The following is a 12,294-nucleotide window of genomic DNA, read 5'->3' as shown; positions in this document are numbered from 1 at the left end:
ACTTTGCAAGTATAAATATAAAAAATGGAACGCTTTTTGAAACAATTATTAAAGAAACATATATTTATTACAATTAACCCTAACAATATTATTATGAAAAAATTCAGCATTCTTCTTGGAACATTTTTAGCATTATTTTTTATGGCCTGTGAAGGACCAGCTGGCCCTCCAGGTTTTGATGGAAAGGATGGAAAGGATGGTATTGATGGTTCTATTTTTGAAGCACTCGTTTTTGAAATAGACGTGGACCTAACTTATAATGCCAGTAATAACACCTACGTATTTAACGAAGCATTTTCTGCACACAACATAGAGCTCTTTCAAAACGACGCTATTTTGGTCTATAGATTAGAAGAAGTAGATAATAGCCTTGACGTTTGGAGACAGCTTCCTCAGCCTTTCTTTACCGATCTAGGCCTTCTTTATTACAATTTCGACTTTACCCAAAATGACTATTCCATTTATGTTGAACCAGATTTTGACGCTGCTTCTGTTGCGCAAAGCCTTGTAACAAATCAGATATTTAGAGTGCTGATTATTCCTGCCGATGTAAATTTATCTTCCAAAATGGATAAATCGAATATTAATGCCGTTATGAATGCTATCGGAGTTACGGAAAAAGATGTGAAGCATTTTAAAATGAATTAATAGCACCATTAAATTTTTTTATATAGCCCCTTAAATTCGAATTGAAGCAAGGGGCTATTTTATTATAAAACAAAATCTATAGGCCAAACATTACTTATACATCCATACCTCAATTGAAAGGATGTACCGTTTGCTGCGTCTAAATTGTTAAAGCTAAAAACCTATGATAAGAATACTGTTTGCAGTTTGCCTACTATTTGTAGGATGCAAGGGATCCTCCCAAGAAAAAGAAGATTCCCAAATGGAAACTGCCTCCAAAGAGAAACACTTTAAGATCACCAAATCAGAAGCCGAATGGCGAGAGCAGCTTACCGACATGCAGTTTTATGTGCTTCGGAAAGCGGGCACAGAAGTAGCTGGTTCTAGTGAATTGTTGCACAACAAACAAAAAGGGGTCTATACCTGTGCGGCATGTGGCACGGAACTCTTTAAAAGCGAACACAAATTTGATTCAGGTACTGGATGGCCCAGTTTTGATAGGGTCATTAAGGGCAATGTAGCTTTTGATGTGGATCATAAAATAGGCTATGCGCGTACCGAAGAACATTGTGCGACCTGTGGAGGTCACTTAGGTCATGTTTTTAACGATGGACCTATAGAGACCACAGGCAAACGACATTGCGTTAACGGGGCTGCCCTTAAATTTGTGCCCGCACAATAACGTGGTTTATCACTCTTTCACAATAATAAATATAGCCGCGAAAAATTTTTTTTAAAGCTCTAAAATTAACCCTTATCAAATTTAGCATTAATTTGAAATGGCATCCGTGGGAATTCAGTAGGGTTTTGTAACTTTGCCACTTTATAATTTTAGTTATCACAAAAAACAAATAGATGAGCAATTTCGATATTATTGTGTTAGGTAGTGGCCCAGGAGGTTATGTAACCGCCATTAGAGCCTCCCAATTAGGATTTAAGACTGCCATTGTAGAAAAAGAAAACCTAGGCGGTGTATGTTTAAATTGGGGATGTATCCCTACCAAAGCGCTATTAAAATCGGCTCAGGTATTTGAATACCTACAGCATGCAAGCGACTACGGTTTATCTGCCGAAGGAGTGGACAAAGATTTTGGGGCTGTTGTTAAAAGAAGCCGTAACGTAGCCGATGGGATGAGCAAGGGCGTTCAATTTCTAATGAAAAAGAACAAGATTGAGGTCATTAACGGTTATGGTACTTTAAAGCAGGGTAAAAAAATTAGCGTTAAATCCGCCGATGGAAAAGAGACCGAATATTCGGCTAAAAATATTATTATCGCTACAGGAGCAAGAAGTAGAGAACTTCCTAGCTTACCACAAGACGGCAAGAAAATAATTGGCTATCGCGATGCGATGACCTTGGATAAGCAGCCTAAAAAAATGGTAGTAGTAGGTAGTGGAGCAATAGGGATAGAATTTGCCTATTTCTATAATGCCATGGGAACTGAGGTTACCGTAGTAGAATACCTTCCTAATGTGGTTCCAGTAGAAGATGAGGACGTATCCAAGCAGTTAGAGCGAAGCCTTAAAAAAGCAGGCATTAAAATTATGACCTCTTCCGAAGTTACTAAGGTAGACACCTCTGGTGATGGAGTAAAAGCTACCGTAAAAACAGCCAAGGGAGAACAAGTTTTGGAGGCTGATATAGTTCTTTCCGCCGTTGGAATTAAATCCAACATAGAGAATATAGGTTTAGAAGAAGTAGGAATCGCCACAGATAAAGATAAAATCTTAGTGAACGATTATTACCAAACCAATATTCCAGGGTACTACGCCATTGGAGACGTTGTTCCCGGTCAAGCCTTAGCGCACGTTGCATCTGCCGAAGGAATCCTTTGCGTAGAAAAACTAGCTGACCTGAATGTAGAGCCATTGGACTATGGAAATATTCCTGGATGTACTTATTGTTCCCCCGAAATTGCCTCTGTAGGCCTTACAGAAAAGCAGGCTATAGAAAAAGGATACGATATTAAGGTAGGTAAATTCCCCTTCTCGGCTAGTGGGAAAGCGGCTGCCTCTGGAGCTAAAGACGGTTTTGTAAAGGTGATTTTCGATGCAAAATACGGGGAATGGCTAGGATGCCACATGATTGGTGCCGGGGTAACTGATATGATCGCAGAAGCCGTAGTAGCTAGAAAACTAGAAACTACAGGTCATGAAGTTCTAAAATCAGTACACCCACACCCAACTATGAGCGAAGCCGTTATGGAAGCGGTTGCCGATGCTTATGGAGAGGTAATACATCTATAAAAGTAATTGCTTAGGAAATCCTCAGCAAGATAGCCCTGTCTGGTATAAAAACTAGACAGGGCTATTTATAAAACACAATAAGACCGATATGGTTTAAAAAATATTATTACACATGTTAAAGACTTTTAGTATTACAGCTATTCTTGAAGGAGTTTCCTATCTACTGCTTTTTGGCCTTGGTATGCCATTAAAATATTTGGCAGATATGCCAGAACCCAATATCTATATAGGATATGCACATGGGTTTCTATTTATTGCCTATGTTGCTTTAGCAGCCCTCCTGACTTTGGAGCGTAAATGGGGATTTAAAATGTTCGCCATACTTTTTATAGCTTCTTTGCTTCCTTTTGGGACTTTTTATATAGACAAAAAATACCTTAAGCCAATGTTGGCTGTTGAGTAGCATAGTGTATCGAATAGATTTAGTAGAAATTATTAGGTTTTCAGTTTTGACCCCTTCCCTCAGACGGAAAGGGGTCACTATCTTTGCTTAAAATATGAAGCATGGATATCTTTATGGGTATAAAAATAAGTTGGGCGTTCCCCTAATGGGTCGCTCTTTACACTATATCTTTTTTTGCCCCACTCCCTTATTCCTTATTTGGGTAAATTATGCCCAATACCTACAAGGTTTAAAAAGCATGAAAGACTAAGCTTCAACTTCCCCTCCTAAAAAAGGATGCCGTTTCAATAGCTAACGCGGGATTCAGTGAGCAGTAATCAGATTGCAATATGTAATGGTAGTACGTCCCTGATATAGATTGACCACCTAAACGCGGAAAACTATGTCCCATGGTTTTAGTGAGGCAAATGTATTTCCCAATAAAAAAACCAATGCATTTTCACATTGATACATTGGTACCATTGGTACATTTTCACATTGCTGCATTGGTAAATTATTAATTGCTAATTGGCAACCTTACTTCTGCAGAAAGCTTTCTATAGCCAAATCGTACCCCTTTAACCCAAAACCAAGAATAACACCCTTAGCTACCGGTGAAATATAAGAAAGATGTCTAAATTTTTCCCGTGCAAAAGTATTGCTTATATGAACTTCAATTACAGGGGTAACAATTCCCTTAATGGCATCTCCAATAGCTATTGAGGTATGTGTATAGGCTCCAGCATTTAAAACAATCCCATTATACCCCTCAAACCCACATTCGTGCAACTTGGTAATAATTTCACCCTCCGAATTGGATTGAAAATACTCCAGCTGAACTTCCTGAAATTTAAACTGTAAATCGGCAAAATAATCCTCAAAAGTTGTTTTGCCATAAACCTCTGGTTCCCTTTTCCCCAATAGATTAAGATTGGGACCGTTTAAAATTATAATTTTCATGTGTTAAAAGTAGTCAAATGTATTCCATAAAAAAAGGGGACCAAAAAATTTTCTTTAGTCCCCTTTTGTCAAACTTTGTATTAAATTATAGGTTGAACATAACTCCTAAGTTTATGGTGTTCCAAGATCCACCATCCAGGCTAATTCCAGTAAAGGAAAGGTTTAGTTCCATATCCGATCCTATTTGGTAGCCAACCAACGGTCGGTAATAGAATCCTCCATCGTTTCCATCGTTTATACCAATAGCATATCCAAGATCCGCACCAAGGGAAAAGTCTTCCCCAGCTGCAAAGCGTCCTGACGCAGCAACAGGTAAAAATTGAATATCATCGATCTTTACTCCGGCAATCTTTTTGCCAATTGCATTAGTGAAACCAGCGGCAATCCCTGCAGAAAAGCTATCTGCAACCTCCCAATGATATGCAGCATCCAAGCCAATACTAAAATCAGACCAATCTGCTGCATCCCCTACGGGTAATCCAATATTGGCTCCTGCCTTAAAGCCTTCTTGAGCGTGAACACTAAATCCAAACAATGCCAAAACGGCAACTACAAAAATTCTTTTCATAATTAAATATTTAAACTAAGTTAGAATACTAAAATAGCAGAATACTATTCAATACCCAAATAAAAGAAAGTAATATGTAAGATTTCCCTTACACAGGAAAGAAAAGAGGTCTCAAGGTAATAGAATATAGAAATCCGTTTTATCTTTAACCTATGATTTGGGAGCATGCCATACAGGACTACCAATACTACTTAAAATTAGAGCGGGGACTATCCAAGAACTCCATTAGCAGTTATGTTATGGACATGGAAAAACTCGTTCAATTCTTAAGATCAAATAATATTACAGACAGTCCAATAGACATTTCAAAGGCAACGGTACAACGGTTTATTTATATACTGGCAAAAGAAGTAAACCCTAGATCACAAGCTCGTACTATTTCTGGTTTAAAAAGTTTTTTCAACTTTTTAATCTTTGAAGATTATAGGGAAGACAATCCTATGGAGCTTATAGAATCTCCAAAGATAGGCAGGAAACTTCCCGACACCCTTTCCGTAGACGAGATAAATCTCCTAATAAAAGCAATAGATCTTTCCAAACCAGAAGGAGAACGCAACAGGGCAATAATAGAAACGCTTTATGGATGTGGCCTTCGGGTTTCAGAGCTATTGGAACTTAGGTTGTCAGACCTATATTTTGAAGAAGACTTTATAAAAGTTACCGGAAAGGGAAACAAACAGCGTCTTGTTCCCATTAGCGACATCAATAAGAAATATATCAATATTTACAGAAATGAAGTGCGGGTACATATGCGCATCCAAAAAGGTTTTGATGACATACTGTTTCTAAACCGAAGAGGCAGAAAACTAACCCGTGCCATGATTTTCACCATTGTAAAACAGCTTGCTGAAACAATTGGATTAAAAAAGACCATTAGCCCGCACACCTTTAGACATTCCTTTGCTACACATTTATTGACAAATGGGGCCGACTTAAGAGCAATACAACAAATGTTGGGGCATGAGAGCATTACTACTACGGAAGTGTATATGCACATGGATAGAGTGCATTTAGGAGATGTTATGCATGAATACCATCCTAGAGAAATAAACATAGGTGAGGAACATGAGGAAAATCTTCCTAACAACTCTTAGAGATGCTTAATCTTTAAAAGCATCATAATTCCTATTAAAAGGCCGTATAATCAAGCGAGCTTCCCTATCAAAACGCACATAGTTGTACACCCAGTTTACAAAAACAACAGCCCTATTCCTAAAGCCAATAAGAAAAAACAGATGCACATACATCCAAACAAACCAGGCGAAAACACCTTGAAATCTGATGTTTTTCATATCTACCACGGCTTTGTTTCGCCCTATAGTGGCCATACTACCCTTATCTTTATACACAAATGGAGTTAAAGGCTTATTTTCTAATAGGCGTACCAGGTTATCACCTAGATTTTTTCCTTGTTGAATTGCGGGTTGTGCCATCATAGGATGGCCAAATGGTGCATCTTCTAACTGCATACAAGCCACATCCCCTATCGCGAAAATATTAGGAAACCCTTTCACTTGATTAAATTGATTCACCATAATCCTATTTCCACTACCCAACAAATCCTTGGCATCCAATCCTTTTAGTCCTACTCCCTTCACTCCGGCAGTCCAAATTAACGCTGCTGTTTCAAATATATCATCCGTGTTGGTAGTTACTGTTTTTCCATCATAATTTGTCACCCTCATATTTTTCCAAATCTGAACCCCTAGTTCTTCTAAAAACTGCTCCGCTTTTTCGGATGCCTTATCGCTCATTTCTTTTAAGATACGATCACCGGATTGGATCAGATTTATTTGCACCCTTCTAGTATCCAAGTCAGGGTAATCTTTAGGGAGAATCCCTTTTTTTATTTCTGCCAAGGCCCCAGCCAGCTCAACTCCCGTTGGTCCGGCACCAACGATTACAAAATTCATTAAAGCATCTCTTTCGTGATACTGATCGGTGAGCAATGCTTGCTCAAAATTCTCCAAGATCAAACTGCGTAAATTAAGGGATTGTGGGATGGTCTTCATGGCCATACTATTAATCTCAATCTCTTTGTTTCCGTAATAATTGGTCTCGGAACCAGTAGCCACCACCAAGTAATCAAATTCGAGATCCCCTATATTTGTCTTGACTATATTTTTGGAAGTTAGAATTTCATCGACAATGGCAAGCCTAAAAATAAAATTAGGGAAATCTTTCAAAACCTTCCTAATAGGATAGGCAATGGAATCGGGTTCTAATCCCCCGGTGGATACTTGATATAATAATGGTTGGAAAGTATGATAGTTATGTTTGTCCAAAAGCACAACCTGCACTTCTTTCTTACTCAGTTTTTTTGCTAGTGCAATTCCAGCAAAACCACCTCCTATAATTATTATCCTCGGGAAATTAGATTTCGGAATATTCATATTACCAAATATGCGAAAAATTAAACATTCCTGAAATACCAAAGAAAAAGAAGTTTGCTTATAATTATATTTGACTTCCTATTTACGTATTAATTGTGAATACTTATATGTTAATTCATGTTTTTCCGCACCTGTCTATACCGCTTCTTTAATAAAAAAGTACAATATTAATTTTCGAAGTCCATGTTTGTAACAAAATACACTTTTACGCTACTAACAGAGGACTACCATTCAAAAATATGAAGTGACCAAAGACCTGGAGCATCAATTTGTAACAGAATTAGAACACAATCAGAATATTGTGCATAAAGTGTGCACTTTGTACACCAATGATCGTGACGCCCATAATGATCTATTCCAAGAGATAACGATCCAATTATGGAAGGCCTACCCAAAATTTAGGGGAGACTCCAAGTTTAGCACATGGATGTATAGAGTAGCCTTAAATACCGCAATAACCTTATATAGAAAGTCAAAAAAAAGTGTTCCTACTTTAGATTATGATTCGGTAAACTTTAAAATAAGTGCGGACGAGTACGATCCGACAGAAGAGCAGCAGTTAAAATTGATGTACAATGCTTTAAAGGAATTGGGTGATATTGACAAAGCACTGGTTTTCCTTTATTTAGAAGATAAAAATTACACAGAAATTGCAGAAACCTTAGGTATCACCGAAGTTAATGCACGAGTTAAAATGAATAGAATTAAAAATAAATTGAAAACAATCTTAAATCCCTAATTGCAATGGATGAACTAGAACTATTAAAAAGGGATTGGAAAAAGAAAGGCAATCAGATGCCCAAATTGGGTTATGACGAAATTTATAGAATGATCTGGAAGAAATCCTCTTCCATTGTAAAATGGATCTTCTTAATCAGCATTATAGAATTCTTACTCCCCCACTTACTCTACCTCCTACCTGCTATGTCTAAAAGCATAGCTGTTTGGAAAGGTCTGGGATTGGGAAATTTTTTATTGGCGTCCAACGTTGTACAATACTCTGTGGTACTTTTCTTTATCTTTTTATTTTATAAAAGATATAAGGAGATTTCCTCCTTGGACAATGCGAGACAGCTCTTATCTAACATTCTAAAAACTAGAAAAACAGTTAAATATTATGTCATCTTTTGCCTCTCATTAATTTTTATTTCATTTGTAGTTATGGCAGCAGGTATATATTTAAGCGATAATCCGGTTGAGGCTATGGGCTACAATTATAATCTAGATAACGCTGATCCCATAAAGGTAAAAAAGACCATGATAGCCACCGTACTTTTATTAGGGACCATCGTGACCGCTGTTATGGGTTGTATCTATTTTCTCCTTTATGGAATACTGTTGAAAAAACTGAACAAAAACTATAAAGAACTAAAAGAAATGGAATTTTAAACTCTAAACTTCCGTTGTTTATTTTCTTCTTCCAAGGCCATTAAATCTTTCTTGGAAATCACTTTTGAGAAAGAAGGGTGCTGTTCAATAGCGTATTCCAGTTTTTCTATTATAGAGTCGAAGGATTCATTCTCATAATCAATATCCAATGGCTCTTTGATAACCATAGACTGTAGAATTCCTTTCTTTTTTATACGAAGTCCTTTCTTGTCAAAAGACCTCCTAAAACCGTCTATAACTACAGGAACTACAACTGGTCTGTATTTTTTTATGATATGTGAGGTCCCTTTTCTCAAAGGTTTCCAAGGGGTTGTTGTTCCTTGCGGAAAGGTAATTACCCAACCATCGTCCAGTGCTTTTCCGATGTTGGAAATATCACTCATTTTAACTTGTCGGTTCACCTCTTTCCCATCTGCTTTCCATGTACGTTCCACACTTACAGACCCGGCATAGGCCATCACCTTGGTCAATAGGTTCTTTTTCATAGTCTCTGCTGCCGCCACATAGTACATATTCAGCTTGGGCTGCCATATGTATCCTAAATTCTTGATAGAATCTTCCCTACCGCTTAAGCTGGCATTAAATACATGGAACATAGCCACTACATCCGCAAAATAGGTCTGGTGATTACTAACAAAAAGCACATTCCTATCAGGTAGGTTTCGAATTATCTCGGATCCTTCGATTTCAAGGGTATTAAAACCCCTATATCTTTTATGGGTTATTACCGCTAAGATGCGGATAAGCCATTTTTTTAAAAATAAAATATGTCCAAACGGATTTTTCTTAAACAAGCCCATATTTTCTGATTAACGGTCAAAATTACAAAATTAGTGCATCATAGCACTTGTTTAAATAGCTCCTTAATTTCATTAAGCATCATTGCAGTAGCGCCCCAAACTGTGTAACCATTTAATTTAAAGGCGGGTACCTCTACATTATCGGCGTAGGATGTGCTTAATTTTTGATAAATAATTTTACTATCATCCATAAAATCATATAAAGAAACCTCTACCAATGCCGCTACCTCCTCTTTCTGTAACAAAAATGGGCGCTCCTTTTGGTATAACCCTAAATAAGGGGTCACTTCAAAATTACTAGGTGGTATAAAAATCTCGGTCAAATGCCGTATTACCCTAATATTATTTGGATCAGCGCCTACCTCTTCATAGGTTTCCCTTAATGCTGTAGCGAGTAAACTTTCATCCTCTTTTTCTACTTTTCCTCCCGGAAGAGCAATCTGGTTACTATGAATCCCCTTATAAGTGTTCCTTAAAATTAACAAAAGATTGGTATTATAGCTTATATCTGGATAAAACAGAGCCATTACCGCAGCTTTCTTAGTGTTCTTATTAACTATCCCATTAGCTTCTAACTCTTTACGCCTAAATGATGGAATCATTTTGTAATGCGATGCACTACCGGGTAGTTCAATATTTTCTATTTTTGAGATGCTCTTGGCAAAATCGTTGAAATTCACAATTTCAAATTTTTGTATTTTTCGCGTAAATAAACTAAAATGAGGACTTCCCTCTTGTTAAACTAGTAAAAATAATCTAAAGTATATGACATTTAAAACGTTTTCACTTTTTACCGTAATTATAGTACTCCTTTTCTCCAGTTGTAAGGAGCAACGACTAGAGAAAAATAAAGAAGAACTCAGTACCAAGGTTAAACTGGACACCATTGATACCCAAAAGACGGAATTGAAGGAAGAAATAGAAAAGGAGGGAGCACCTTTTGTTCTTACAGAGGACAACGCAATAGAATTTTTCTTCGAATATAATAAGACCATTACGGAAAATACCGTAAAACTCACCACCAGATTTGGGGATATAACAATAGAATTATACGATAATGTACCCTATCATAAGGCCAACTTTATCTACCTCACCAAAAAAGGATATTTTGATAATACCTACTTTCATAGGGTGGTAAAGAATTTTATTATACAAGGGGGAAATGCAGATAATTTAGAAACGGCAAAAAAACGGAGTGAAATTGGGCGCTACCTTTTACCCCCCGATACCCGAAAGGGCCATAAACACCATAGAGGTACCATATCTATGCCAAGTAGTGAAATAGACAACCCACATATGTTGGCCTCACCCTACGAATTTTTCATTGTAGTCACTAATCCAGGATCCTATCATTTAGATGGGGGTTACACGCCTTTTGGAAGGGTTATAGAAGGTATGGATGTAGTAGATGAAATAAACAGTCAACCTGTAGATGATGGTGACTGGCCCTCCCAGAACATCACTATCGAAAAAGCAGAAGTAATTAAGTAGCCATTAATTTTATACCCCATTTAGCTTCCAAAGCAAACAACCTTGTTAGGCATATCACTTCCCACTACTTCTATTCCGTAGTGTTGAAGCTGCGATAAATATTGGGAAGTGATATTTTACACTTAACTGCCCATAAGCGAATCCCAATTACAAGGAGAATAGTAGCGATATCGGCATACAATTCATTGATGGGAAGTTCTCTTATCAGAAAATAGCTTAGCCCTCCGAAAATACAGGCAGTGGCATAAATTTCCTTTCTAAAGATGACTGGAATTTCATTACAAAGGATATCCCGTATTACTCCCCCAAAACAAGCGGTAATGGTCCCTAGTGCTATACACATTACGGGAGACAACCCCACGCTAAGTCCTTTGGCTATTCCTAAAAGGGTATAAAATCCTATTCCAATACTATCAAATAAGAATAAAGAAGTTCGCACATATTTTTTCTTACTTCTCAGTAAGATTGCGAGAATAGTGGTTGCCGTTATAATATAAAGGTAGGTATGGTCTTGCAGCCACAATACCGGAGTGCCACCGATTAATAAATCCCTTAGGGTACCACCCCCTACTGCAGTTACAAAAGCAATGATAAAAACCCCAAAAAGATCTAGTTTTTTATCCATAGCCACCATTACTCCGGAGACTGCGAAAGCAATTGTGCCTATTACATCAAAAATAAAATGCATCATAACTAGCTATTTTGGGTATAAAAATTATAGTCCTTTAGAACGGTGTCCAGGTATTGAGTGTCGTAGAGCTCGGAATTAGTACTAAGAAGGCTCTCCACTTTATCGCGCAAAACCTTCATAGTTTTATAGTCACCACTCTTTACCGCAATATGATACGTTTCCTTAATGAGCCGGACATCCTTATCTGTCAGTAGGGTTACATTTGAAAAGGTAGGAGTGTAGCTTTCCTCCACTTCCTCTAGAATGGTGTGTGATACCTTCACTTTATTTTTGGTACTGATCACTACGGTACCGGCAGCTGCATCTCCCAAGCGTTGATTTTTATCCGTGAACAAGATAGTTAATATCCCTACCGAACCAAAAAACAGCCATATATCTATAAGTCGTAGCATCCAACGCACCAATAAATTAGACCAGTGCACAGGGGTTCCGTCTACGCGTACCACCCGGATTTTCATAAACATTTTCCCTACTGTACGCCCATTAAACAAACTGTGCATCAGCAGACTATAAAACATAGCTGGCAAGAATATTAGGCTTGTTAAACCCATTTTTGTCCAACTATCATCAAACACATATCCAATAACAGCACCAATATATTGTACTAATGTCGCATAGAGATATAATAGGAAGGCATCTATTAAAAATGCGATAATCCGCTCCCCAATTCCCACAATTTTATAATCAATATTAACATTTTGCGTTGTATTGATTTGAAGGTTGGACATATTAGTACTATTTTTATT

General features: G+C 37.4%; 15 protein-coding genes. 8 read left to right on the top strand and 7 right to left on the bottom strand.

From position 1 onward, the window contains the following. Positions 1-93: 93 nt before the first annotated feature. The 4 genes from G466_RS0106255 (at position 94) to G466_RS0106240 (ending at position 3,277) form a co-directional block, all read left to right on the top strand. Positions 94-648 (top strand): hypothetical protein, encoded by a 555-nt coding sequence (locus G466_RS0106255; protein ID WP_034234856.1) that lies wholly within the window; start codon positions 94-96, stop codon positions 646-648. 163 nt (positions 649-811) lie between these two features. Next, the gene (msrB, locus tag G466_RS0106250; RefSeq protein ID WP_026812894.1) at positions 812-1,309 is read left to right on the top strand and encodes a peptide-methionine (R)-S-oxide reductase MsrB; all 498 of its coding nucleotides are present in this window, start codon (positions 812-814) and stop codon (positions 1,307-1,309) included. 173 nt (positions 1,310-1,482) lie between these two features. Further along, entirely contained in the window at positions 1,483-2,874 is a 1,392-nt protein-coding gene (gene lpdA, locus G466_RS0106245) for a dihydrolipoyl dehydrogenase (protein ID WP_026812893.1), read from the top strand. 112 nt (positions 2,875-2,986) lie between these two features. Then, positions 2,987-3,277, top strand: coding sequence for a DUF3817 domain-containing protein (locus G466_RS0106240; RefSeq protein ID WP_026812892.1), 291 nt, complete (start codon positions 2,987-2,989; stop codon positions 3,275-3,277). 516 nt (positions 3,278-3,793) lie between these two features. On the opposite strand, the gene aroQ is transcribed toward G466_RS0106240, so the two are convergent. Next, entirely contained in the window at positions 3,794-4,216 is a 423-nt protein-coding gene (gene aroQ, locus G466_RS0106235; RefSeq protein WP_026812891.1) for a type II 3-dehydroquinate dehydratase, read from the bottom strand. 85 nt (positions 4,217-4,301) lie between these two features. Next, positions 4,302-4,784 carry an outer membrane beta-barrel protein gene (locus G466_RS0106230; protein WP_026812890.1) on the bottom strand — a complete coding sequence of 161 codons (483 nt, stop codon included), beginning with the start codon at positions 4,782-4,784 and terminating at the stop codon, positions 4,302-4,304. A 152-nt stretch (positions 4,785-4,936) separates the two neighbouring features. Between G466_RS0106230 and xerD the strand changes: the two genes are divergently transcribed. After that, entirely contained in the window at positions 4,937-5,878 is a 942-nt protein-coding gene (gene xerD, locus G466_RS21535) for a site-specific tyrosine recombinase XerD (protein ID WP_051315545.1), read from the top strand. 6 nt (positions 5,879-5,884) lie between these two features. Here the strand turns inward: xerD and G466_RS0106220 are convergent, their stop codons facing one another. Beyond that, the gene (locus tag G466_RS0106220; RefSeq protein WP_026812889.1) at positions 5,885-7,177 is read right to left on the bottom strand and encodes an NAD(P)/FAD-dependent oxidoreductase; all 1,293 of its coding nucleotides are present in this window, start codon (positions 7,175-7,177) and stop codon (positions 5,885-5,887) included. Positions 7,178-7,421: 244 nt separating this feature from the next. Here G466_RS0106220 and G466_RS0106215 point away from each other — a divergent pair, with 244 nt between their 5' ends. Both G466_RS0106215 and G466_RS0106210 read left to right on the top strand, forming a co-directional pair. Next, complete coding sequence (locus G466_RS0106215) at positions 7,422-7,916, top strand: RNA polymerase sigma factor (protein WP_026812888.1); 495 nt, start codon at positions 7,422-7,424, stop codon at positions 7,914-7,916. Between the two features lie 5 nt (positions 7,917-7,921). Beyond that, positions 7,922-8,566 carry a hypothetical protein gene (locus G466_RS0106210; protein ID WP_026812887.1) on the top strand — a complete coding sequence of 215 codons (645 nt, stop codon included), beginning with the start codon at positions 7,922-7,924 and terminating at the stop codon, positions 8,564-8,566. On the opposite strand, the gene G466_RS0106205 is transcribed toward G466_RS0106210, so the two are convergent. Continuing rightward, a complete protein-coding gene (locus tag G466_RS0106205; protein ID WP_026812886.1) occupies positions 8,563-9,366 on the bottom strand; it encodes a lysophospholipid acyltransferase family protein in 804 nt (267 codons plus the stop codon). The genes G466_RS0106210 and G466_RS0106205 overlap by 4 nt on opposite strands. A gap of 38 nt (positions 9,367-9,404) precedes the next feature. Beyond that, positions 9,405-10,046: an NUDIX hydrolase gene (locus tag G466_RS0106200; RefSeq protein ID WP_026812885.1), complete on the bottom strand. Its 642-nt coding sequence runs from the start codon at positions 10,044-10,046 to the stop codon at positions 9,405-9,407. A gap of 85 nt (positions 10,047-10,131) precedes the next feature. Between G466_RS0106200 and G466_RS0106195 the strand changes: the two genes are divergently transcribed. Beyond that, positions 10,132-10,857, top strand: coding sequence for a peptidylprolyl isomerase (locus G466_RS0106195; protein ID WP_026812884.1), 726 nt, complete (start codon positions 10,132-10,134; stop codon positions 10,855-10,857). A gap of 70 nt (positions 10,858-10,927) precedes the next feature. On the opposite strand, the gene G466_RS0106190 is transcribed toward G466_RS0106195, so the two are convergent. Next, positions 10,928-11,548: a trimeric intracellular cation channel family protein gene (locus G466_RS0106190; protein WP_026812883.1), complete on the bottom strand. Its 621-nt coding sequence runs from the start codon at positions 11,546-11,548 to the stop codon at positions 10,928-10,930. Positions 11,549-11,550: 2 nt separating this feature from the next. Beyond that, positions 11,551-12,276 (bottom strand): RDD family protein, encoded by a 726-nt coding sequence (locus G466_RS0106185; protein ID WP_026812882.1) that lies wholly within the window; start codon positions 12,274-12,276, stop codon positions 11,551-11,553. Positions 12,277-12,294 lie beyond the last annotated feature (18 nt).

The organism is Arenibacter certesii DSM 19833 (assembly GCF_000429545.1).
GTDB classification, from domain to species: domain Bacteria; phylum Bacteroidota; class Bacteroidia; order Flavobacteriales; family Flavobacteriaceae; genus Arenibacter; species Arenibacter certesii.
This window is presented reverse-complemented; position numbering and strand designations above follow the sequence as displayed.

Excerpts from the sequence above, each read along its gene's own strand:
- G466_RS0106220 (WP_026812889.1), bottom strand. The coding sequence starts at position 7,177 with ATGAATATTCCGAAATCTAATTTCCCGAGGATAATAATTATAGGAGGT.
- G466_RS0106230 (WP_026812890.1), bottom strand. The coding sequence starts at position 4,784 with ATGAAAAGAATTTTTGTAGTTGCCGTTTTGGCATTGTTTGGATTTAGT.
- G466_RS0106195 (WP_026812884.1), top strand. The coding sequence starts at position 10,132 with ATGACATTTAAAACGTTTTCACTTTTTACCGTAATTATAGTACTCCTT.
- G466_RS0106185 (WP_026812882.1), bottom strand. The coding sequence starts at position 12,276 with ATGTCCAACCTTCAAATCAATACAACGCAAAATGTTAATATTGATTAT.
- aroQ (WP_026812891.1), bottom strand. The coding sequence starts at position 4,216 with ATGAAAATTATAATTTTAAACGGTCCCAATCTTAATCTATTGGGGAAA.
- G466_RS0106255 (WP_034234856.1), top strand. The coding sequence starts at position 94 with ATGAAAAAATTCAGCATTCTTCTTGGAACATTTTTAGCATTATTTTTT.
- G466_RS0106190 (WP_026812883.1), bottom strand. The coding sequence starts at position 11,548 with ATGATGCATTTTATTTTTGATGTAATAGGCACAATTGCTTTCGCAGTC.
- xerD (WP_051315545.1), top strand. The coding sequence starts at position 4,937 with ATGATTTGGGAGCATGCCATACAGGACTACCAATACTACTTAAAATTA.
- G466_RS0106240 (WP_026812892.1), top strand. The coding sequence starts at position 2,987 with ATGTTAAAGACTTTTAGTATTACAGCTATTCTTGAAGGAGTTTCCTAT.
- G466_RS0106210 (WP_026812887.1), top strand. The coding sequence starts at position 7,922 with ATGGATGAACTAGAACTATTAAAAAGGGATTGGAAAAAGAAAGGCAAT.
- G466_RS0106205 (WP_026812886.1), bottom strand. The coding sequence starts at position 9,366 with ATGGGCTTGTTTAAGAAAAATCCGTTTGGACATATTTTATTTTTAAAA.
- lpdA (WP_026812893.1), top strand. The coding sequence starts at position 1,483 with ATGAGCAATTTCGATATTATTGTGTTAGGTAGTGGCCCAGGAGGTTAT.
- msrB (WP_026812894.1), top strand. The coding sequence starts at position 812 with ATGATAAGAATACTGTTTGCAGTTTGCCTACTATTTGTAGGATGCAAG.